Genomic DNA, 23,862 nt, shown 5'->3' on the forward strand with positions numbered 1-23,862 from the left:
CGATGAAATCTGATGATGTTAAGCTCTTCGCTGTCATTGGTGCTGGTCAGATGGGACATGGCATCGCTCTCGTTGCCGCTGTAAGCGGGTTAAACGTCATTTTGAACGACATTAAGATGGAATTTGCTGAACGCGGTTTCCAAAGTATCAGCCAGATTCTTTCCAAAAACGTTGACAAAGGTAAAATGACCAAAGAAGAAAAGGACGCAGCTCTCGATAGAATCAAGCTTAGCGCTAACCTTCGGGATCTTCATTCCGTTGACTTTGTGGTTGAGGCGGCTACAGAAAACCAGGAAATAAAGTTTCAAATCTTTCGAGACTTAGATGAAATTTGCCCGTCTCATGCCATTCTTGCTACCAATACCTCCTCAATTCCTATAGGCCGCATTGCTGCCCAAACAAAGCGGCCTGATAAAGTTATCGGTATGCACTTTATGAATCCCGTCCCGGTTATGAAACTGGTTGAAGTCATTCGAGCTCTTACCACGTCAGATGAGACCTTTCAGGTGACCTGGGATTTGTCTATAAAGTTCGGCAAGACCCCGGCCGAAGCTAATGATTACCCTGGATTTATTGCTAACCGCATTCTTATGCCTATGATCAATGAAGCAGTTTACTGTCTTTACGAGGGTGTTGGAACTAGAGAGTCTATCGATACCGTTATGAAACTGGGCATGAACCATCCTATGGGACCTCTTGCACTTGCAGACCTTATCGGATTAGACACCTGCCTTGCTATTATGGAAACTCTTTACGAAGGTTTCAAAGATTCGAAATATCGCCCCTGTCCACTTCTCCGCAAATATGTTGAGGCTGGATGGCTTGGAAGAAAGACCGGAAAGGGCTTTTACGAATACAAATAGGGAGGGGTGGTAAAAAATGAACTTTGATTTGACTGAAGAGCAAAAAATCATTCAAGAAACTGCTGCTCGCTTTGCCAAGCAAGAACTGGAACCTGTGGCAGCAAAGCTTGATGCCACCAAAGATCGAGAAATCTTAAGGGCGAATCTAAAAAAGCTTGCTGAACTGGGTTTTAATGGACTTGCAGTAGATCCTCAATATGGTGGAACTGGAGCCGGGGCTGTGGCTTTCTCTCTAGTGATGACGGAACTTGGAAAAGCCTGTGCTGCTACGGCTGTAACCACATCGGTTACCAACATGGTTGCTGAAGTGATACAGGCTGTGGGCACAGAAGATCAGAAAACAAAGTATATTCCGCCCCTTTGTGATGGCACCTTTTATGCCGGAAGCTTTGGATTGACTGAACCTAACGCAGGTTCCGATCCCGCCGCTATGAGAACCACCGCAGTATTAGATGGGGATCACTGGGTGTTAAATGGCAGAAAGATCTTCATAAGCAGTGCCGAATATGCGGGTTTGTTTGTTGTATGGGCGGTTACAGATAAGTCTGCACCAAAAGGGAAGGGGATTAGTGCCTTTTTGGTAGAGCCTGATTTCCCCGGGTTTTCTGTGGGCAAAGACGAACTAAAAATGGGGCAAGTTGGATCGTCCACTAATGAACTCATTCTGGAAGATTGTCGAGTGCCGAAAGAGAATCTGCTTGGGGGATTGAATCAGGGCTTCCGAATAGCTGTTACCGAGCTTGGTGGAGGACGTATAGGTATAGGCTCCATGGCTCTGGGAATAGGTTTAGCTGCTATGGATTTTGCTACTCAGTATGCGAAAGAACGTATCCAGTTCGATGTGCCCATTATCCAACATCAAGCCATTCAGTGGATGATTGCTGATAATTACACAAGACTTGAAGCCGCTCGACTTCTCTTGCTCCAGGCTGCTTACCTTAAAGATCAAAAGCGTCCCTTTATGAAAGAGGCTTCCATGGCAAAGCTTTTCGCTACCGAAGCTGCCAACAAAGCCTGTTACGATGCTATGCAAATCTTGGGTGGATACGGCTATACCAAGGATTTCCCCATTGAGCGATTCTATCGCGATGTGCGAGTTACGACGATTTATGAAGGAACAAGCGAAATCCAGCGAATGATTATTGCTCGCCACTATATGGGTGGAAAACCAGAGAAGAAGTAGAGAGATCACTCTAAAGCTATAAAATTACAGGGGCGAAGTTACTTTTCGCCCCTGTTTTTTACTCTGATTTAGAACTTTTCGTAGTGAGTAAACTCAGAAATTTCCTTTCTCTTGGGAGCCGATGGCACCTTCGCCGGGTAACCTACCGGGATCATTGCTACTACTTCGTATCCATCAGGAACACCTAAAATTTCATTGGCTTTGTTGTGGTCAAAAAGCCCCACTATAACGCCTCCTAAACCAAGGTCATGGGCTCTGAGGCACAGATTTTGAGCTGCAATCCCGAGGTCGAACATGAACCAATCACCAAATTTGGTCGTAACCTGTCCTTTGTAGTATCCGGCTGCCTGAAGCTTACCACAAAGAACGAATACCACAGGAGCTTCTACCATGGCTTTTGTGGCGGGATTTCCTTTTGCAAGAGTTTCCTGGAGTTTTACCTTCATTTCGGGATTTCGCACCACAATAACTTCCCAGCACTGAGTATTTGCCCACGACTGAGCCCACTGAACGGCTTCCAGAATCTGGTTAATTTGCTCGTCTGTGACATCCTTTGGTTCGAAGTTCCTGATGCTTCTTCTGGTCTTAATGGCTTCCATCAATTCCATGGCATCCCCTCACTTTTTGCGTCCTTCATCTGATTGTTCCTATTCCTTTCCGCTTGCCTTTTCCGATGGCATCATTTTTAACCTCTGTCAACAGAGATATGATTTAGATGGTTAACAATCTTTGTGTTCGAGTAGAGCTTTCACGCTCTTTCGTTAACAATCGCCCGATTCTCCATTAAAGAATGTTGAACGGCATTGTTGAAATGCCCGAAAAGAACCTGCATAAGATGAGGGTTTTGTAAAAGCTCGGCGCCAGATCCTTCCAGTGAAAGATGTCCATCTTCAATGAGAAATCCCTTATCAGCGGCTTTTAATAGACGCCTTACGTGTTGACCGGCTATCAGAAGAGTTTTACCTTCCTGACGAAGTGCCTGAAAAACTTCGCATAGTCTATTAGTAATAAGAGGACTTAAGCCAAGAAAAGGATCGTCCAGCAAAAGAACACTTGCTCCCGCAACGAGACCTCTTCCTATGGTAACCATTCTTTGTTCTCCTCCACTAAGCATTGCCGCTGGAACTTTCCTCTTTTTCTCAAGCTCTGGCAGAATGCGAAAAACCATCTCAATTTTCTCTTTGAGGTGTTCTCTCCTTAAGTATCCTCCAACTTCCAGATTTTCTTCAACCGACATTTCCGGGAAAACACTCATTCCCTCTGGCACATAAACTACACCTAGCTTTACAAGATCTTCGACTGTCAGCCCTGAAGTCGGAACACCGTTGATAAAAATCTCGCCCTTAACTGGACGAATGATGCCGGCTATTGCTTTGAGTATGGTAGTCTTTCCAGCCCCGTTAGGTCCCACAAGAGCCGTAATCTGCCCTTCGTTTGCGCGAAAAGATACCTCATGGACAATAGGTCTTCTGGCATAACAAACGCTTAGTTTTCTTACTTCAACCTTTGCCATCCTATTGTTCCTTTGCCTATTCTATTGTTAGAGTTCCACCCAGATATGCTGTAGCTACAGCTTTGCTCGTTAAAACTTCGGAAGGTCTTCCCGATGCAATAACTTCTCCTCCATCTAAAGCTATGATTCTGTCAGATATACGAGCCGTTACGTTCAAAAAATGGTCTATGATGAGCAGCGTAAGTCCCTCTTCCCTGAGTTTCTCAATCACCCTAAGTGCGTCGTCTATGGCTTTGGGGCTCAACCCTGCTGCAAATTCGTCCAGCAAAAGAAGTTCCGGATCAGTAGCTATCGCTCTCGCCACCTCAAGCCGCCTCTGTTCCGAAAGAGTGAGGCAACGCGAGAGCGTATTGCTTTTATGTCCTAATCCAACAAGCTCTAAAAATTCTCTGGCCTTATCGTGAATAACTTGAGATGTCATGTTCTTAGCCCTTAGATTACCAAACATTATGGCTACTACAACGTTTTCTAAGGCCGTCATTGAGCCAAAGGGGCGGGATATTTGAAACGTTCTGGCAATGCCCATCCGACATATTCTGTAAGGATTCCAACCAGTAATATCGATTCCCCTGAAGATTATACGACCCGAGAGTGGCTTAACAAATCCCGTGATAACGTCAAAGACTGTGCTCTTCCCAGCTCCATTTGGACCGATAATGCTTACTATCTCCTGACGTTCCAGAGAAAAAGAGATTCCCCTAAGCACTTCACGGTTATTTCTTTCAACCGTTACACTCTCCAGAAACAGATAGGGTGATTTTACAGCTTTTTTGTCCATTCTAAAATTCCCTTTGGAAAAAACCAGATGGTCACGAAGATAGCAATTCCGTAGAGAGCTCTGTGAGCTTCGGGAAAAATCGGGACCATTAAGAGTTGGTCTAAACTATATAGAACCAATCCACCAACAAGCGGTCCATAAAGATGTTCTCTTCCGCCGAAAAGGCTCAGGACAAGGGGCATAGCCGAAAAATGAAGGCTGAAAACGAGAGATGGTTCCACAAAACCTATTAGAGCGGCATAGAAGGCACCACACAACCCCGTGAAAGAACTACTCACGAGCAGCGTAAAACATCTCAATAGTTCTACCGGAATTCCCACAGCAAGAGCTGTCTGTTCATCATCTCGAATAGCTCTTAACCCCCATCCCCACTTTGAAAAAAGCATCTGGCGATGGATTACTAAAAGAGTGACAGCAAGGATTCCCATAACTACATACCATCCCCGAAGGCCTGATGGGAATAAAGACGGTAAATTCAAAGTACCCAGGTTAATAATAGCTAACGAGCCATGAATGATGGTGTCCTTGTTTTCTACAATAACTCTAGGAATTTCTACGGAAACCAAAGTGGCGAGCACGAAGCTACCATGTCTTAAGCGATTGATAGTGATCATCCATAGAAAAGAGTAAGCTATGGCACACAGGGCACCTGTAATGAAAGCTATCCACGGAGAGATTGTAAATTTGGAAACCGTAAAAGCAAAACCATAGGCACCTAGTCCAAAAAAAGCGGCGTGCCCGAGTGATATGGCTCCGCTCAGTGAATAAATGTTCCAGGCTGTTGCCATTGATCCGTAAAGAAAGGCCGTTGTCAGCACAGATAAAAGGCTTTCGGGTATCGAAGCAATCCATCCAAGGCTCAAAATAATTATCCAGATGAGGATCTGAATGAGAAAGTTCATCATTTCTCCCTAGAATTTTCGAAAATTTCTTCTCCTCGCTTCAACAAAACCGCTATGATAAATAGACTGCTTAAAAGGTCTCGCCATTTCGCTCCCCACCAGTAAGACACAATAGTTTCTATTAGTGCAAAGCTCCATGCGCAAATGAGGATTCTCCTAATTCTTCCCCTTCCAGCAAAAAGAGTTATAAGAAGTGCTATAAGGGTTACTTCCATGTCGCCAGCAGGGTAAATATAGTTGATTCGCACATAAAGTGCACCTGCCAGCCCAGCGGCGAGACATCCCAAGCCTACAGCCAGGATTCTCATTTGTCTTATGGGAATTCCAACGAGAAGTGCTGCTTCGTTATTTTGAATTGTGGCTCTGAGGGCTTTTCCTATCATTGTTTTTCTGAAAAGCAGGAATAGGAGGGCGATTGCACTTAGGGAGATCGAGATAAGGATGAGTTGATTTGAACTAATTATGACCCTAAGTGCTGGAATTTCGTAAAAGGATGGAGTTTCGTAAAGTATGCGATAGTCTGCCGAAAAGGCGGCCATGTAGCAGCTTTGAAGCACAAGGGAGAGTCCAAAGGTGAGGATGAGCGAAATGGTTTCTCTAGGGTGTGGGCTTCTGGAACTTATAAAAACAATAACCGGCAGGAAAATAAGGGGTGCTAGTATGCTCAACCAGGAAGCTAAAATGAACCCTACATTATAATATTTACCTAGAATGTAAGCGACGTAGCCTGAAAAAATAACAAAGCTTCCATGTGCAAGGTTTAAAACTCTGGTTGCTCCAAAGACTAGAGAAAATCCAATTGCAAGGAGTGTATAAAGACTTCCTAAACTAAGCGCTTGAATAAGAATCTGACCCACAAAAAACATCTTGCTGCTGAATTCCCCTTTCCCCTTTAGCTTTGCTCCCTCACTGCATAATGACTTTCCCGGTGGATCGTTCAGCGGGATACACTACCACAAAAGATCCTTTCTGGATTTGAACAACCATTTGGATATAATGTTTTGGATTGCCGTGATCATCAAATGAAATTCTACCAATAGGCGACATCATATCAGTTTTTCTAATAGCTTCGGCTAGATTCTGAGGGTTAACAGGTTGGTTAGCTTTTACGAGTCTTTGCGTCGCATCGATTGCGACCTTTGCGGAAACATACCCATGCATAGCTGTGCTTGTAGGATCGGTTCCAAAACGGTCTTTATAAGCTTGAATGAACCTTTTCGACGTTTCTTCAGTTTCAGGATAGGAAATCCCGGAAGCCCAGGCAAGCATTCCGAACAGTCCTTCAGCCCGTTCACCCATTTCTTTTACAAAGCCTGGATAAGCTATTCCCCAAGGACCGAGGTATCCTTTGGTGGAAACCTTAAGTTCCTTCATCTGCCTTACAAGTATAAGATGATCCGGGAGGAAAAGAGCAGAAATTATGAAATCTACTCGTTGAGAACGGCATTTAAGCAAAAAAGGTGAAAAATCAGGAGTTCCTGACTTTAGCTTTTCTTCTAGCACCAGAGAAATGCCAGTTCCTGAGAGTTCCTGGCGGATTTTATCCGCAAGTTCCATTGCTCCCGGTGTGGAAGCATAAGCGAGAGCTATCCTGCGAGGTTTTGCTATGTCTTTGATAAAGCCTACTATAGGTTTTGCCACACCGTCTATATGGGAAATTCTGAAAAAAAAGGGGTTAATTTTGGTTGTTAGTCTGCTTTCAAGGCTTGCCGATGCAACATAGGGAACTCTATGCTTTTCCGCCACAGTAGCAATAGGCCCCACGAGAGTATCCACATAACCTCCCACCAGAGCCATTACTTTGTCGTGAATAATCAATTGTTCTGCCTGGTTCATTGCATCTTCGGGAAGGCTTTTGTCATCTCTACGAATAAGCTTAAACCGAATCTCTTTCGCTTCAGAATTAGCCTCATCTACAGCGATCTGAATGCCCTGATCTACTTCAATCCCGTGTTGAGCAAGCTTTCCGGTTAGAGGATTAATAGATCCTATAGATATAACCTGTTCGGAAATTCCAACTCTTGCCGTTAAAGCGACAAAGAAAAATATCCCTATCGAAGATAGGAATCTTCCCATTGGAGAACCTCCCGAATCTACTTGTTGAATCTTCTATACTATGATCTGAAATCCTACTGGTGCAAACTGAAATTTCTGCCCGAATTCTTTGGCCATAACAACTGCCGCTTTTTGTCCCGTGCAGTGGCTCACTGCTATTGTTTCGATGTCGAAGCTACGAAGCGCATCGATCGTTTTTTCTAGCTGATCAGACGATGAGAAGTCGAGATGAGTTCCTCCGACGAGAGCGTGGATATGACGTTTACCGAGATTATCAGCGATGTAATTCAGGATGTTGATAGTGCCGGCGTGAGCACACCCCAGCACCACGATAAGTCCTTTGGGTGTGTCTATTATCATGGAGTAGTCATCAAGGAAAGGATCGGGACCGAAGCCGTTTTCAGTTCTTACGAGAAATTTAGGATCTCCTGTTTCAAATTCGGTTTTTCTCGGCACAACGCCCGTAATATATACTCCAGGTGTAATCTCGCTCCATTCTGTTACCCATTGAAAACGAGCTCCACGGCTTACAAGATAAGCTTCATGCCATGGCATACCTATAGAAACAGGTTTTTCTTCCATCCCTGGAGCAGGGCTCATAAGTCTGAATCGTTCTTTTAAGACATCCGGATGAGCAACCACGGGACATGGACCTCGAACACCCAAAAAGGCAAGCAGTCCTCCCGTGTGGTCATAATGACCGTGGCTTAGAACTACTTTTTCTACTTTTGTGACATCCTTTAGAAATCGAAGAAGGTTGTGAATGAGAGAAAAACCCTGTCCTGTGTCAAAAAGTATAGTGCTCTTGTCTGTTTCAAGAAGCGCTGCAAAACCGTGTTCTCCAATAAAGCCTGGGCGCACTACGGTATTTTCGCAAACCACTGTTAATCGGCAAAACATTTTAGCTTCCTCCCTGGGAAATTAAGAAGCTCCCGAAGGTTATTTTTTAGACCTCCGGGAGCAAATAGATGGTTATTTAAGCTTTCTCCTCAGGAGTTTACCGGTTGGTGTTCTTGGGAGAGAATCCATGAACTCAATGATACGTGGGAGTTTGTAAATTGCTATATGTTCACGGCAGAAGTTCAGTATTTTTTCTTTCATCTCATCAGATGGTTCATAACCTTCTTTGAGAACGATGCAAGCTTTTGTAATTTGACCTTTTTCTGGATCGGGCACGCCAACCACACCAACATCGGCAATAGGTTCAAACTTGGCTATAACTTCCTCGATTTCAGCAGGGCTGATTCGATAGCCAGAGCTCTTAATCATATCGTCTTCGCGAGCAACAAAGAACAGATAACCATTTTCGTCGGCATATACTGCATCGCCAAGGAGGTTGAAACCGTCTTTTACTCCTTTTTGCTGAGATTTAAGGAGGCGGTTATCATCAGCATAGGGTTTCCAGTAAACCGTTCCGGTGGGTCCCTTTACACAGAAGCTACCAACTTCGCCAGGCTTTGCCTCATTTCCTTCTGGAGTTATCAACTTAATTTCAAAGCCGGGAAGTGGCCTTCCAATAGACCCTGGAACTGGTTTTTCCCCCATGGTATTAGATGTTACGAGATGAAGCATCTCAGTGCCACCCAGACCTTCCCAGATTGGCTTTCCTGTAAGTTCGAGCCATGCGTTGAAGGTTTCTACTCCTAGAGCATCACCGCCGGATGTGAACATTCTTACCTTGCTGAGATCGTATTTCTTGAAGTCCGGGAATTTCATCAGAGCTCTGTAAGCTGTGGGAAGACCCGTTGCCACCGTGATGCCGTGTTTTTCAAAAAGTTCTAGCATGTCTTGCGGTGTAAATTTGGGAAGGAGGCTAATTGCTGAGCCTTTAGCAAATGGAATAAGCCCGAAGGTTCCAAAACCTGCAGCAAACGAAACTGGTGCAGATCCACCCAGGACGTCAGATGGGGTAAGTTTCCATACGTAATCTCCAACAATGTGGGATTCTATGTAAATTTCCCGCACAAAATGGACACAACCCTTTGGAGGTCCCGTTGTGCCCGATGTGTAAAGAATAACACCGATGTCGTCTTTGTGGACCATTTCTGGGTCGCATGAATCCGATTCATTTTCAATCATTTTCTCGTAGGACTTAAAACCTTTTGCTTCGACATCGGCTGGATTACCTCCCACCACTATAATAGTTGTGGGTTTTTCAAAGGAAGGTATAGCCTTTTCAACTTCTCCTATTAGAGGATCATTTACAATAAAAGCCTTCATTTCAGCGTTGTTGACAACGAATGCAACCTCTTCTTTTGACCACAGAGGAGATGTGGGGACGGGAATGGCCCCTATTTTGAAAATTCCATAAATTGCAACAATGGCTGGAGGAGAGTTAACCACGCGAAGTCCTACTCGATCCTGAGGCTCAACACCCATCTTTCTTAAAGCATTGGCAAAGCGATTGACCATTTTCTGAAGAGCCCCGTAAGTAATCATCTTGTCCATGAAATAGACCGCATGATTATTGGCTCGCCCCTCTGCAACATGACGATCGATAAATTCCTGGCAGATATTCAGCTTTTCAGGCATGTTTTTAAAGGCTTCCGGTGTTGTAAAGTCAGGCCAAAGGTCTCTTGGCGGAAGGTAATTTTCTGGAATCTTTCCCATAATTCTGTTCCCTCCTCTTCTGTTAATTAAAAGTTCTCAATGAAGCCCATAAGACCAAGTTATTATCCACTGGAAAGCTCCTGGGCTTTCAGTGGAGAAAAATCTCTCTTCGTGAGTCTAAATCAGTAATGCCTAAAACCTTTCTCACGAAGAAAGAATTTTTCCTCTGGTTTTCAAAAAAGCCCGATAAAAACGGTTTGCTCTTGGTTTTCCGCAGGAAAGGGTTCAAACCTTCAGATTTTATTCAATTACATCCCGAACTGTCCGAGAGGAGGGAGAACAAGAATATTTAACGGCAGGTTTCACAGGATGAGGCTGATGTGAAAAGAGCACTGTAACTCCCTGTGCCTTGAGTGTTTCCACAACCTGTGAAAAGTTTTTCCCTTTGATGTGCAAAGAATAGAGATTACCAGACGATGAATCAGATCCAGTATCACCCCAAAAGGTGCATACGCTTAGGATCGCCGCGCCAGATTCTTGGATAATTTCAATAACTCTGGCTAAATCATAGTCGTCGTCTGATCTACAAACCACGTCAATACGGCCAGTGCTATCAAAGCCTCCCATCATCTCCATAAAGGCTTTTAATACGTCAATTACAGTAATGACACCCACAATTCGGTCGCCTTCCAGAACAGGCAAGCCCCCGATCTTCTTCGTAATCATCACAAATGCTACATCTTCCAGGTGATCATCAGGCGACGCAACATAAGGCTCCCGAATCATTACATCCGCTACCGTGAGCTGCTCGATCATGGACGCTATCAGCACGCTTCTAACATCAGAGTCTGTAATCCATCCCACAAAGGTGCCGTCGCCTTCCTTAACCGGCAGATGTCTGATGCCGTAGTGCTTCATCATTTTGAGCGCATCCTGGATGGTTGCTTCCGGACGAATCCACACAACATCTTTTGACATCCAGTCTTTAACGAGCATCTTTGTATCCTCTAAGGGTGGAATCTAAGACGACTTTTGCTCTAACCTTCACATCTTCACAAAGAACATCAACCTGAAAGCTACAATCCGGCATGCAGGAAATTGCTAACTGAAGGTAACATCCTGAGAAAATCAACACAAGTCACATTTAGAGCATTTTCAGAAAATTATCAAGAGGAAAATTGCTGATTTCCTTTTCTACTTCTTTATCACGGCAAGAACCTTCTCCTGCACCTCTTTCATTGCACCTTCCTTGTAAGGTTTTCCTGCCCATACCTTTAGCCCATCTCCTTCAAATCGCGGAATCACATGAATGTGGAAGTGATGGATCAACTGGCCAGCGGCTTCGAAATTGTTTTGAAGGATATTGATGCCGTCACAGGATAGAGCCTCTTTTAAAGCTCTGGCTACAAGTTTAGTAACCGCTGCTGTCTTCTTTAAATCCTCATCATCTACATCCAGTATTGTCGGGTAATGTTTCTTAGGAATAACTAAGGCATGACCGGGATTGATAGGGTTGATGTCTAAAAAACTCAAAACGAAATCGTCTTCATAGAGTTTCGCTGATGGAATTGTTCCCTTTACAATTTGGCAGAAGATGCAGGATTCCATTTACTCTATCCTCCCTTTTTGTGATAGTTCCTTAAATCTCAGGTTGGTGTCACTAACCACTGTAAAAAAGGAGTATACGCTATGATTCAACTTTTGGCAATCTATGGTTCGCCCAGACCCAGGGGAAATTCCGATACTATGATGGACTTTTTCATAAAAGGAGCTCTTGAAGCAGGAGCGGTCGTTGAACCTATTTACGTCAGAAAGCTTTCTTTTAAGGGATGTGTTGCCTGTGGGCACTGTGATGAAAAAGGCGTTTGCGCTCAGAAGGATCATATGGAATCAATATATCCGCTTCTCTCAGGAAGCGATATTGTAGCCGTAGCGAGCCCAAATTACTTTTACCACCTTCCAGGGCAGCTTAAATCCTTTATCGATAGAGCTCAGGCACTATTTATGGCTCAGAAACTCGGCGTTTTTACTCCTGGTATTAACAAAAGAAAAGGATTCTTTTTAGGAGTGGGAGCTACAAAAGGAAAAAAGCTCTTTGACTGCAGCATACTGACCATGCGATATTTTTTTGAAGCTATCGGGGTATCTTACGGAGGCGAACTTTGCTTCAGAGAAATTGATGAAAAAGGAGCAATTCTTTCCCACCCGGGCTATCTTGATGCCTGCTTCCGGGCGGGAAAAGAAATTGTGGAAGGACTTAAAGTAATTTGAAGTGTTCCCTGAGGCGCCTGGAAAGTTCTTTTACAGTTGCGAAAGCTTTTTCGACCGTTATTGTTCCGTCTGGATTTACAAGACAGCAAGTGGCAGGAGAAATAAGACTTCTTGACACGAGAAATTCCAGGTCGATCTTTGGTGCCAGAGCCTTAGTTACGCGATGGAATAGAGCCAGGAAGCGCTGAGTAAGAGATTCCAAGTTTTCTTGTTCGAATGGTTCAAAGTTCGTTGGCACAATACCCCACGAAAGAACTCCACCACGGTCGAGAAATCTAGCTATCGAAGATCCATAGGAAGAAAAAATTTCCCCGTTGGTGTAAACATCCAGAGACAGAATGTCCAGATCGAGTCCCAAAAGAAAATCCCAGTCTGGGTTTCCGCATAGGTGAACCCCTCTGGGTCGGTCAATAAGAGAAAAGAAATAATCCATGTCGGTTTTAGCTTTAATACCGTCGTAGCCGCTCATGGCGCTGAAGATAAACTGGAGTCCCGGTTCATCTACGAACATGAATGCGTTAGGATTTTTTTCTTTGAGACGTCTGAGCTGGACATTGATTCTTCGAGCCATAAATTCCAGGAGGAATCCCCTTACTTCGTCGTTAAACAGAATAGGGCGCCCGTTTTCGTCCTGCACGTTAAACCCGAAACTGATGGGTCCTTCGATTTGTCCTCTTATAGCTGGTCTGTCTGAAAGATCCATAGCCAGGAATTTGTGATATACAACAGAGTAGGTCGGGCTTACGTCGAAAATTTCAGGGTCATCAAAGCGTTCCAACACGGCGGGTAGTTCGTCGATGAATTTGGATGATGAGAATTTCAGAGTTCGATGTTCCAGATCGAGTAAAATTCCAGGGAAATGTTCCGAAGCTTGAACATACATGTCTTCGTAGTAACTGAATAAAGGCAGTTGTGGCCAGAAGGGTATATCCAGTGAAAGTGCAAGTTCGAGAGCCCTGTCCGGGTCTCGATGGGGCATAACAGCCATCGCCGTGGTGAGAAGGTTTCCTGGTATAGGCATAAGCAATTCCTCTGGTTAGGTTGATAGAAGATGTTGTTCCACTTTTTACCATACGGTTGGATTTCAAGAATGCCATGGGAAGACCGGCATATGCAAGATGTTCTATTATGGTGTCAAAAATTTTGTAAGGTGTTCAGATAGATGACGTTTGTGGGTTTTGAGTTTTTGAAGGCCTTGTGAGATTAGGCGAGTTGTTATTGTTAAATGGAATTGGCATGAATATTGATCGAATGATTTGAAAGGGTTAGTTTTATTAGGGACGAAAATTAAAAGAGGTGTCATAGGATGGGTTCTGAGAGTTCAAAGAAAAGGGCACGTTGTTCTATAATCATTCCAGTGTTTAATAAGGTTGATTTAACAAAACAGTGTGTAGATGCATTACTAAAGCACATTTCAGAATCTTTTCTGGAGTTGATAATTGTTGACGATCATTCCAGTGATGGCACAGCAAACTATTTGAAATACCTTTCTAAGCGTTATCCGTTTATAAAAACTCTTAGAAATGAAAGAAATCGTGGTTTTAGCTACACCTGCAATCGAGGAGCAAGTATAGCAAAAGGAGACTATTTAGTTTTTCTAAATAATGACACTATACCGCTTCCAGGATGGCTTGAAGCGTTGGTTGAAGTAGCTGAAAAGGACGAAAAAATTGCAGTAGTGGGGGCTAAACTGCTTTACCCCAATGGAACAATTCAGCATGCAGGGGTTACGTTTCAAAATCTAGTCTTTCCGGTGACACCGATGCATATTTACCATGGAAGCCATTGTAACTTTCCATATGCAAACGTTGAACGAGATTACGACGCTGTAACTGGAGCTTGTATACTTGTTAGAAAAAAGGTTTTTGAAGAAATAGGGAGATTTGATGAAAGTTTTGTAACTGGTTATGAAGATATGGATTTTTGCTTGAAAGTTAGAGAAGCTGGCTACCGTGTGGTTTATACTCCGAAGAGTGTTCTTTATCATTTTGTAAGTTCTTCTCCGGGGCGTTTTGATCACGAGATTTCTAATGTTCGTATTTTTAACAGTCGATGGATAGGAAAGGTCAATTACGCTATTAAAAGAGAACCCAGAGTTTCTATTATTATTGTAAATTACAACGGTTGGAATGATACTTTAGAGGCTCTTTCTTCTTTGTTTATAAAAGAGCGATATGAGCGTTTTAACGTCATAATTGTTGATAATGCTTCAAAAATGGATCGTTCTGAAGAAATAAAGCTATTGTGTAATAAGTTCAGATCTTCCTTCTTTCTAGCCGATGAAGATGTTTCTACGAGAATAGACTTCAACAGGGAAGTCTTTGTTAAGAAGCTTGATACTAATAAAGGCTTTGGCGGTGGCTGTAACGAAGGAATAAAGATGGCACTTTCTTGGGGTGCGGATTATGTATGGCTTCTCAATAATGATACATTAATAGGAGACCTTGCTTTATATTATCTTATTTCTGCCGCTGAACAATCACTTAGTGTTGCGATAGTTGGGTCTAAATTGCATTGTTATCCTGAAATAGAAAAAGTTCAGTTTGATGGTATATCTGTGTCTTATCGTGGCATAAAATCGGATAGCAAAAACCGGGAGCAATTAATGAATGTCGATGCAGTTTGTGGTGCCAGCATGTTAATAAGAGCGGATTTTCTAAGGGTTCATGGTCTTCTTAGAGAAGATTATTTTTTATATTTTGAGGATAACGAGATTTGCCGTCGAGCGCTTTTAAAAGGTCTTTATGTTATGTATAATCCTTTGTCTGTTGTTTATCATAAAGGTGGTGGTTCAATCGGAGAATTTATGGAATCTCCTAACAGCATTTATTATGGAATTAGAAATGCTCTGTTTTTCCACGAGGAGTTTATGAATAACAAAATATCAGAAGTTTTGAATCTGCTAGAAAGTTCTATGTTTCCAAAGCTTTTATCAGAAGGTAATAAGGATGGATTTTATGCTGCCACGCAGGCTATATATGACTTTCTAATGGATAAAAGAGGTGCTAGATGTGAAGAAACTGGTGTAAACGATAAAATCCAGGAATTTTCTGAGACTGGCTTTTCGGATTACAACAGACTGTGCGATTATTTGTTAAGACTTAGAGATTCTATTCTGAACAGTCCGGGACATGCTTTTATTATTAGGGTTTATTTTGACACGTTAAAAACGCTTGTTTTTATGAGGCAAAGTAGAAAACTGGAAGTGACTTTATTATCACGGACAAGATATGTTTAGATTGGAAATTATATATTGCTGCTAACGAATTGCCTATGAGGTATGTTATTTATGGCTGACCTGTCGCAAAAAAATAAAGGCTCTGTTCGTGATTTGTTATACCAAGATAGTCTTTTTCAACACATTTGGTCTTATCTGACTAGTTTACCTCCTGATGTTAGAAATATTCTTTTAGCATCTTCAACAGGTAGAAAATATCTCTTAGAGGTATATAACAATCTAATGTCTTATGCCGCTTCAAATCGAAATATAATGAAAATAGCCAACGACTTTTTATTAACAGCCTGGGAGACAGATCCTGTAGATCCAGAAATTGGGATTAAGATTTTACGTAGTGAGGATTCAGAATTTAACGTTTCTAATCACCTGAAACAACTTATAAAAGCAGTGATTTTATACTGGGATAAGCCGATTTTTGATGTGTCAGACTTTGAAACACTATTAGCTGATTATCCAGATCTGGTTAAGTATATCTCTTCATTCTTCCCTCCCTTGTCTCTTGCCTGGTGGAAATATCTTAAAATTTATGCGCCATTTTATGGTGCATTCGATTGGTTTGAAAAATTAGTAAGATTCATCCCGTGGCAATATTCTCTCCATATTGTTCAAAAACGTATTCTTTTAGACATTGCGATAATTAAAGGAGATTACAGTTTAGCACATCAAATTCTTTCCTCAGAAATACTTTTATCAAAAGCTACTAAACTGGCTTATCTTGGTAAGCTAGCTTTTCTTCAGGGTTATCAGGAAAAAACTATCAATATGTGGCTGAAGTCAATTGTGGTTAGACCCTGGAATATAAATCTTATTTTGCGAACATATGACGTCTTAAAAGGAATACGCGAAGAAAAAATTTATCCTGCAGGTAAGATTGTCATTTGTTTTTACTCATACAATAAATGTAATGAATTAAACAAGGCAATAGGCGCTCTTGTAGAAAGCGATATAAGGGATTCTAAAATCATTGTGCTAATTAATGGCAGCACTGATGGATCTTTTGAAATGGTTTGCGCATGGCAGGAAAGACTGGGAAAAGATAAAATGGAAGTCATATTCACTCCTGTAAATATTGGTGCTCCCGCGGCTCGAAACTGGCTTATGCACCATCCGATAGTTAAATCCTCTGACTGGATCGTTTATTTAGATGATGATGCTATTGTTCCAAAGGATTGGCTATACAGATTTGGCACGGCTATTTCTCTGTATCCTGATGCAGGAGTATATGGATGTAAGATAGTGGATGCTGTGTCGCCATATGTGATTCAGTGTGTGGATAATCATCTTCAAAAACCCCCAGAATTCAAACATTCGTCAGGAAGCGAATTCTACTGCCAGATTGTTGGGCATTACGGAGAACTTGACATGGGAGATTTTGACTACATTAGACCCTGTGCTCAAGTTTCAGGTTGTTGCCATATCTTCAATGTAAAGACTCTGTTTGAATGTGGTGATTTTGATTTGCGCTTTTCCCCTTCCCAGCATGATGATCTTGATCACAATTTTAGATCAATTCTTATGAAAAAACTTCCCGTTTATACAGGACATCTGGTCGTTAAACACATGAACATTACCGGAAAAGAGCAAAATAAAGCCCAGCGTGGCAGCGAACGAGGTAATAGAGTAAAACTTTATTTTAAGCATATGGGTAAGCCTTTTAGAGATATGTTTCATCTGGAAATGAAAATCCTATGGGAGGATTTGATAAAAAAGATAAAATTCATTTCTGATTATTTAAGTCAACACAATCATTTAATAGAAAGAGGAAATTAATATGAAAGTTTCTGGTGAGCTACAGGTATCAGATTCAATGAATTGGTTGAAGCGACTGTATAGAAGACAGGGAATTTTAAACCGTGCTCTGGCTCTCAAGGTAATCCCGTTTCTTTTAGAATTGCTCCAGATGTGTAAAGACTCCAGGGAAGCGAAAGAGATATTATCATTAGCATTAAGCATAGCTAAGCAAACTTTGGCGTTCAATCCTTTTGATTATGAACTTTTTAAATTGATTTTAAGAATTGATTCCCTTTATTCCACTTCCTCTTTCCAAATCCCCTGGTTGGTCAAGCTACAGAGTTACTATAGATTTTTTGATAAGTCTTTACTAACATCAGATGAAAAATCTATTGACTGGGTTTATGACAACAAGTTTAAGTTGGAGGAGTTAAATCCTCTTTTAGTGTTAAAGAAAGTTATGATACTTTGGGAACACGGTGATTGGCAAACAATTTCGTCTGTGGAAAAAAAACTTTTCAGTGTTTCCTATCGATCTTTGCTGTCGCCCTATATTGCCTGGATATGTTTTCGTGCCGGCGATTATGAAGCCGCTGAGAGATGGTTATCCTATGAAAAAGCAGATTCCTTTCTGACCTTCAACTTAAAAGCTGAGCTCTCTCTGCAGCGAGGAGATTTAGAAAAAGCCATTGGCTACTGGATAAGATCCCTCGAAGAGGATCCATATCAACTGTGGATTCTTTACAGGTTGTATGAGTTAGACCAACCTGAACCCAGCCGAAATATTTTGAGCAATAAGAAGATCCATATTTTGCTGTACACCTATAATAAACTCGATTCCCTTGTCAGCACTTTTAAATCTCTTATAAACTCCTGCATAAACGATGCACGCATTATCATACTAAATAATGGATCAACTTCCTTTTCTCCGAAACAATTGGAAGAAACTATTCGTAACGTCGCCAGTGGAAGAATTGTTTCGTTTGTCCATTTGCCGGTAAATATTGGAGTTCCAGCCGCCAGGAACTGGTTATGGCATCTTCCCGAGGTTCAGGAATCTGACTATGTAGCTTTTCTTGATGATCATGTTTTAGTTCCTGAAGACTGGTTGATAAATTTTGTACACGATTTGGAATCTTTTCCTGATACAGTTGTGGTTGGTCCTATGGTTGTTAATCCAGATCCTTTGTTTACTCCACAGTGGGCTTATCTTTATTTATCTCAAGTCGATGGTGATAAAATTAAATTTACCCCTATCGTGCCTCTACCCTTTGACGTGGGTCAGTACTCGGTGAGAAGACCCTGTCTATGTATCATGGGATGTTGTCATCTATTTCATAGAGAGCGCTGGAAACGGCTAAACCTTCCAGACTTTGATATACGTTTCTCACCATCTCAGGTAGATGATATAGAACATAGTATCCAGACCTGGAAATGCGGTGGAGAAGTTCTTTTCGATGGTAGAGTTAAAGTAACTCATTTACAGGTTTCGGGACGTAAGTTTATAAAGTCAAAGGCTGATGAAGGTCAATTGGTTGGAAATCATATAAAAATGGAAGCAAAGTTCAGCGATCAAGATCTAGTGATGATTGACGATAGAGTAGCCAAAGCTGATGATAGATTTTGGAAAACTGTTTTAGACAGAGCGATTGAGTTTATTCCTAACAATGTTTTTAAAATGCTGCCGGGCCACTTTAACGGAGAGAAGATATAAAATAATCAAGCTAGTTTTTCAAAAACTAGTTTTGAAGGAGATAATGTAATGTTCCAATCTGAGATTAATTGGAGTATTTGTAGAAGTGTCTATGCTTTTGGTTCACCTTGCGATAAGATTTTTGGTCATATGGTACTATTACCTGATGGCAACATATTCGGGTATTCGCACGAAAACGAAAGAAAATGGGCACTTTATAAAGATAATCTGGTCATGATAGGTGAAAATGGAAATGTAACGTCAACTTATAAGAGAGATGACCTTGGCAATTGGTTTGGTACAGTAAAAGATAAAAAATATCCATTGTTTTTAGTCAAAGTCTTGGATCTGGGACAGCCTGTTAAGAACCACCCTAAGCATTCCTTTTATATAAATACAATTCCTAAATCTGGAACATATTTCTTGGAAAAAATATTTAGCGTTATTGGTTTCAAACCTACAAGGATCCATATAGCTAGACGCGACATAGTTGATGATTATAGATACTTAAGTGATGAAGAAATTCATATATCTCCGGAATCAGTTAGGTTAATTTTCCCAGTTGAACTAATATTTCCTCTGCTTAGAGGAGAGATTGTTGTAGGACATAGCGAGTACGAACATGTTATTAGAACAGCTAGGATCTTTGATGTCTTGACCCTCAATATCGTAAGAAACTTGAGGGATGTTCTTATGTCTTTATATGTTTTTAAATTGCATAAGGTTAGATCTTCGGATTATGTTGATGATTTCTGGAAAAAGCTGCCTTTAAATAAGCAGTTCGAGTCCTTTCTTGTATATTATGCTCTCAAAGATATAGATCATATAAGAGAAGTTGCACAAAATATATTAAAGCTGAGAAAAGAAATTCCGATTGTAAAATATGAAGATGTAGTAAGTAAAAAGCTTAACGAAGAGTTTTGTGTGTATTTAGAAAGTTTTGGTCCAGGTCTTAGAAAAATGTTCATGGAAGCTATTGACAGAACTCTATACACAAAGACACCTACTTATCTAGGGAAAAGATTGAGATGGCAAGATTTTTGGAATCCACATATTGAAGATTTTTTCCGCTCTTCTGGACTTTATGATACCAACAAAAAATTAGGCTATGAGAGTTAGGTGAAGCATGCAAAACATGATTTCTATGAGATTCCATATTATCAGCGAGGTATGCGTGGCGTTTAGTATAGATAGTTCTGCAACATAAATATTAGGATAATTTTAATACAATTTTTTTCCAAGATCTTTGAAATCAAAGTGATTACTTGCGAGATCAAGACTGTTGTTATTATTCTTAGATCCCACATATGACCAGAATTTCATTTGTTTGGCTAAAGAGATTTTCAATTTTCGGCGTTTTGGGAAGGTTGAACCAAGCAAATCGGGTTTTTATTAAAGTTTTCTATTTATCGGTAACTATAGAGAATTGATTTTTGTCTTGGTGCGAGTAAAGAGCAAAAAATGTTTTTTTCGGGTACAGTTGATCATGATGATCCTTTTATCCAACAAATATTAAAAAATTTGGCATAAAGGTTGCTTAAAAAGAATTAATTCTGCCCAGTGATTAATTTTAGATAAAAACATAGAAACATATCTGATCAAGTAAGGAGAACACCATGAAGCTCAGTGAAAATCCAACGACTTCTTTTGATGAATTTATTAACCTGTCTCGTATCTCTGATATAACTGACCGTTATGTGATTTTACAGACCATTAGAGAGGCTATAAGCCAACATGTGTTTTTATTAAGTGGTATCCTTTTGGACATCGGTTGTGGTATGATGCCGTATAAAGATTTTATACTAAAAAATAACCCCAATATTAAGGAATACATTGGCTTAGAATTCGAGGAAGGAAAGTATAAGGCATCGAAAGGGGCGAACTTAGTCTGGGATGGTGATACTATCCCTCTTGCAGACTCAAGCGTAGATTGTGTTACGGCTGTCGAAATAATAGAACGTTGCAAGAATCCATTAAGAATTCTCAAAGAAATACGGCGAGTGCTTACGCCAGGAGGTGTTTTTCTGTTTACAACGTCTTTTTTGTGGTCTTATCACGGCATTCCCAATGATTATTACAAGTACACTCCTTTCTCTATTAAGAAATTACTTTTGGAAGCAAAGTTTGAAGACTTTCAAATCAAACCTCTTGGAGGATGGCACGCTGCTTTTGCTCAGATGATGGGATTGTGGATTAAGCGAGCCCCTTTATCCGAAGAAACCAGACAGCAATTTTTTAAGGAACTTTATCCCCTTTACTTAAAGCTTTTAGAGGAAGCACGGAAGGAACATGTTAAACCGGAATCTGAACATGCGTTGACACCAGGATGGATAGCCGTAGCTTACGCTTCATACAATGAAAAAGGTATAGACAGAGTTACAATTCCACCAATTCTGAATACACCCATCAAAATATGCTTTTTCAGTGATGTGCATCACGATTATTTTCAAATGCTTACGGAGGATTACTTTTTTTATCTGGATCCAGATATTAAAGTCATTCGTGGTGGGACACTTCCCATGTTTGACCAAGATAAAAAATGCGTTTTAAATCCAAGCTTTTTTGATGCCATAAAGGGACTTCCTCCTGACAAAGTTCTCTCTATTTACACCAAATTTTTGGCTGATTACCTAAGGAGAGAACAATTTGATGTGGTTTTTGCGGAATTTGGTGTAGTAGGAGCTAATGTTTATAAAGCTTGCGAGGAAGCTTCTATCCCTTACGTGGTTCACTTTCATGGTAGCGATATATACAACTACGATATTATAAAACAATATGAAAAATCCTATTTGGAAATATTTAAAGGGGCTTCTTATTTAGTTACGGCATCGAAGAGCGTTAGGGAAAAACTTGTATCTCTTGGAGCGCCTTCAGAAAAAATTATTTTGAATCCCTACGGAACCCTTGTGAAAACTCATGAAATGGCAAATCCTGAAACGGCTCCACCTATATTTTTGGCCATAGGAAAGTTCGTTGAAGAGAACGATCTGCATACTACAATTAAGGCCTTTCAAAAGGTAATCTCAGCCGTGCCAGAAGCTCGATTGATAATAGTGGGAGATGGTCCCTTTTTGGAAAATTGCAAGAAACTTGCTGGAGATTTGGGAATAGGGGACAACGTCATATTTACCGGAGCTTGCAACAGAAAGTCTGTAGCAAAATTTATGATGAATAGCCGTGCTCTCGTGCAATGCTCTATGTCTAATTCTGATATAAGTAGCGAAGAGCTTTTTATGACCATTTTAGAAGCTGGGTCTAAAGGGCTTCCAATTATTGGCGCAAGGCACACAGATATAACAGACGTAGTAGTTGACGGAGAACATGGATTTCTTGTTGATAAAGATAATTGGCAGGAATTGGCAGAAGCTATGATTCTTCTGGCAGGAAATCCTAGGTTAGCAAGGATAATGGGAAATAAGTTCAAACGAAGGGTAAGAGCAAATCATTCAGTAGGGAGATATGTAATTGCGCTTAAAAAGACCTTAATGAAAGCGGCAGGAAAGGATAAAATTATTGCTGTTTATTCTAGTGAATTTATGTCTCAATCTCAAAAACAATTGGGAGAAAAAACTACATTTCCAGTCACTTCAAAAACAGGAAAATATAGAATTTTGGAAAGACAGTTATTTGAACTAACCCTGAAAAAAGACTTTAAAACAATTGTTAATGTTGCTAAAGGCGAGCAATATAGGACGCCTTTAGTAGACTACTTTTTGGGAAATGCCTATTTACAGTTGGAATTTCCTGAAGAAGCGTTAAGTTGTTGGGAAAGAGTGATCAGGCATGGGGATTTATCTTTCCAATTTGTCCGACGAAGGTTTGAGCAGTTGAAAAATTACCCGGATATGGTAATAGGGAAAAATCTCCTCTACGGAGACGAGCCGAAGGTTCATATTTTACTATTGACCATGAACCGTAAGCCCCTTTTAGAGAAAACTTTTGAATGTCTCGGGAAAACAGACTATAGGAACTACAAGGTCTTTCTATTGGATAATTGCAGTAACGATGGAACGAAGGAAATACTTCCTGGTTTGAGGAATTTTCTGCCTAAATGGATAGATTTTACTTTTGAATCTTTACCCACTAATATTGGGTGTCCTGGTGGGCACAACTGGATGTTAACTTATTGGGATCATTCCGAAGCGGACTTCATAGTTTTTATAGAAGACGATGTGCTTGATTTTAAACCTAGTTGGTTGAGACTCTTTGTTAATACCTTTACTTTAAGTAATAATATAAAAATGGTTGGATCAAAAACCTTGCAAATGAACGGTGCTATTCAGGATGCTTTCGCGATTGTACGGGGTGTTCGCAACTCCGCAACAGTTGAAATATTTACTCACAGAGACGAGCCCGATTTTGGTCAGTATGATCTTATTACTAATATTCCGGATTATGTAATAGAATGTTTTACAATGTTTAGAAAAGATATTTTCGATAAGGTGGGACTATTTGATATTAGTTTATCGCCGTCCCAATTGGATGATGTTGATTTTGGAATTCGCGCTAGAAAAGCTGGTTACGATATCGTATATAATGGTAATATATCTGTTGTGCATGCTCAATTAACCCATGAAGAAAGAAAAAAAAGCCGTGCTGCTATTGCAAGTCTTTTTGGAAATTCCCTAAAACTTGCCAATAAATTTAGCAAGGCAGATTTCGATGAGCTAATCGTTAAAAGAATTGCAAGAGAAAAAGCCTTCTGGGAAAGTGATGTTGATCCTATTGCTTATATCACTGGAAAGTAAGGTTTGATCGGAAAGTTGTGTTTGGTAAAGTTCTATCTTTTAAGGTGGTTACAGAACATTGTAATTCGAAAAAGTGGCTGTGATGAAAATACTTGAAGGTTGTTGAAAAATTTTACTTTGCGTTTACGAGTAAAGACACAGCGGTAGTGTTCCATTGACATCAATTAAAGATTCATGAAAGTGCTGAGGCTAGAAAATTAGATTATCATGGCGACCAGTATTCATAAATATGCTTAACTTTTTGAAGCTTTGATAAGAGGGGATTCACTACGGTAACTAGAAACCTTTTCTTAAGATACGAAAGGTCAAGATTGTATATCCGGTGATGTATACGTGA

19 protein-coding genes are annotated in these 23,862 nt (G+C 40.8%); 8 read left to right on the forward strand and 11 right to left on the reverse strand.

Annotated elements, in window-relative coordinates:
* The first annotated feature begins 2 nt into the window (after nt 1-2).
* Together WHS38_03755 and WHS38_03760 are read left to right on the forward strand one after the other, a co-directional pair.
* Nucleotides 3-863, forward strand: a complete 861-nt coding sequence (locus WHS38_03755; protein MEJ5300082.1) for a 3-hydroxybutyryl-CoA dehydrogenase — start codon at nt 3-5, stop codon at nt 861-863.
* A gap of 16 nt (nt 864-879) precedes the next feature.
* The gene (locus tag WHS38_03760) at nt 880-2,046 is read left to right on the forward strand and encodes an acyl-CoA dehydrogenase family protein (GenBank protein ID MEJ5300083.1); all 1,167 of its coding nucleotides are present in this window, start codon (nt 880-882) and stop codon (nt 2,044-2,046) included.
* A 68-nt stretch (nt 2,047-2,114) separates the two neighbouring features.
* Here WHS38_03760 and WHS38_03765 read toward each other — a convergent pair whose 3' ends face one another.
* The 10 genes from WHS38_03765 to WHS38_03810 all read right to left on the reverse strand — a co-directional run bounded on the left by WHS38_03765 (nt 2,115) and on the right by WHS38_03810 (nt 11,452).
* Nucleotides 2,115-2,654 (reverse strand): nitroreductase family protein, encoded by a 540-nt coding sequence (locus tag WHS38_03765; protein ID MEJ5300084.1) that lies wholly within the window; start codon nt 2,652-2,654, stop codon nt 2,115-2,117.
* Nucleotides 2,655-2,794: 140 nt separating this feature from the next.
* Nucleotides 2,795-3,559, reverse strand: a complete 765-nt coding sequence (locus tag WHS38_03770; GenBank protein ID MEJ5300085.1) for an ABC transporter ATP-binding protein — start codon at nt 3,557-3,559, stop codon at nt 2,795-2,797.
* Between the two features lie 16 nt (nt 3,560-3,575).
* A complete protein-coding gene (locus tag WHS38_03775) occupies nt 3,576-4,337 on the reverse strand; it encodes an ABC transporter ATP-binding protein (GenBank protein ID MEJ5300086.1) in 762 nt (253 codons plus the stop codon).
* Complete coding sequence (locus WHS38_03780; GenBank protein MEJ5300087.1) at nt 4,319-5,242, reverse strand: branched-chain amino acid ABC transporter permease; 924 nt, start codon at nt 5,240-5,242, stop codon at nt 4,319-4,321. The genes WHS38_03775 and WHS38_03780 overlap by 19 nt, the downstream gene beginning before the upstream one ends.
* Entirely contained in the window at nt 5,239-6,105 is an 867-nt protein-coding gene (locus WHS38_03785) for a branched-chain amino acid ABC transporter permease (protein MEJ5300088.1), read from the reverse strand. Before WHS38_03785 ends, WHS38_03780 begins: the two co-directional genes overlap by 4 nt.
* Before the next feature lie 40 nt (nt 6,106-6,145).
* The gene (locus WHS38_03790; protein MEJ5300089.1) at nt 6,146-7,315 is read right to left on the reverse strand and encodes an ABC transporter substrate-binding protein; all 1,170 of its coding nucleotides are present in this window, start codon (nt 7,313-7,315) and stop codon (nt 6,146-6,148) included.
* 33 nt (nt 7,316-7,348) lie between these two features.
* Nucleotides 7,349-8,194: an MBL fold metallo-hydrolase gene (locus WHS38_03795; protein MEJ5300090.1), complete on the reverse strand. Its 846-nt coding sequence runs from the start codon at nt 8,192-8,194 to the stop codon at nt 7,349-7,351.
* A 72-nt stretch (nt 8,195-8,266) separates the two neighbouring features.
* Entirely contained in the window at nt 8,267-9,904 is a 1,638-nt protein-coding gene (locus tag WHS38_03800) for an AMP-binding protein (GenBank protein ID MEJ5300091.1), read from the reverse strand.
* 240 nt (nt 9,905-10,144) lie between these two features.
* A complete protein-coding gene (locus tag WHS38_03805; GenBank protein ID MEJ5300092.1) occupies nt 10,145-10,840 on the reverse strand; it encodes a CBS domain-containing protein in 696 nt (231 codons plus the stop codon).
* A gap of 198 nt (nt 10,841-11,038) precedes the next feature.
* Complete coding sequence (locus WHS38_03810; GenBank protein ID MEJ5300093.1) at nt 11,039-11,452, reverse strand: HIT family protein; 414 nt, start codon at nt 11,450-11,452, stop codon at nt 11,039-11,041.
* An 81-nt stretch (nt 11,453-11,533) separates the two neighbouring features.
* On the opposite strand from WHS38_03810, the gene WHS38_03815 reads away from it, so the two are divergent.
* Entirely contained in the window at nt 11,534-12,115 is a 582-nt protein-coding gene (locus WHS38_03815; GenBank protein MEJ5300094.1) for a flavodoxin family protein, read from the forward strand.
* Here WHS38_03815 and WHS38_03820 read toward each other — a convergent pair.
* Complete coding sequence (locus WHS38_03820) at nt 12,102-13,136, reverse strand: hypothetical protein (protein ID MEJ5300095.1); 1,035 nt, start codon at nt 13,134-13,136, stop codon at nt 12,102-12,104. The two genes, WHS38_03815 and WHS38_03820, sit on opposite strands and share 14 nt — an antisense overlap.
* 285 nt (nt 13,137-13,421) lie before the next feature.
* Between WHS38_03820 and WHS38_03825 the strand changes: the two genes are divergently transcribed.
* From WHS38_03825 to WHS38_03845, 5 genes are all read left to right on the forward strand, one after another.
* Nucleotides 13,422-15,353, forward strand: coding sequence for a glycosyltransferase (locus WHS38_03825; GenBank protein ID MEJ5300096.1), 1,932 nt, complete (start codon nt 13,422-13,424; stop codon nt 15,351-15,353).
* Between the two features lie 42 nt (nt 15,354-15,395).
* The gene (locus WHS38_03830) at nt 15,396-17,123 is read left to right on the forward strand and encodes a glycosyltransferase (protein ID MEJ5300097.1); all 1,728 of its coding nucleotides are present in this window, start codon (nt 15,396-15,398) and stop codon (nt 17,121-17,123) included.
* A gap of 1 nt (nt 17,124) precedes the next feature.
* The gene (locus WHS38_03835) at nt 17,125-18,798 is read left to right on the forward strand and encodes a glycosyltransferase family 2 protein (GenBank protein MEJ5300098.1); all 1,674 of its coding nucleotides are present in this window, start codon (nt 17,125-17,127) and stop codon (nt 18,796-18,798) included.
* Between the two features lie 48 nt (nt 18,799-18,846).
* Nucleotides 18,847-19,896, forward strand: coding sequence for a sulfotransferase domain-containing protein (locus WHS38_03840; protein ID MEJ5300099.1), 1,050 nt, complete (start codon nt 18,847-18,849; stop codon nt 19,894-19,896).
* Nucleotides 19,897-20,393: 497 nt separating this feature from the next.
* Nucleotides 20,394-23,525 (forward strand): glycosyltransferase, encoded by a 3,132-nt coding sequence (locus WHS38_03845; GenBank protein MEJ5300100.1) that lies wholly within the window; start codon nt 20,394-20,396, stop codon nt 23,523-23,525.
* Nucleotides 23,526-23,862 lie beyond the last annotated feature (337 nt).

The sequence above is a fragment of the Thermodesulforhabdaceae bacterium genome, from assembly GCA_037482015.1.
In the GTDB taxonomy this organism is placed as follows: domain Bacteria; phylum Desulfobacterota; class Syntrophobacteria; order Syntrophobacterales; family Thermodesulforhabdaceae; genus JAOACS01.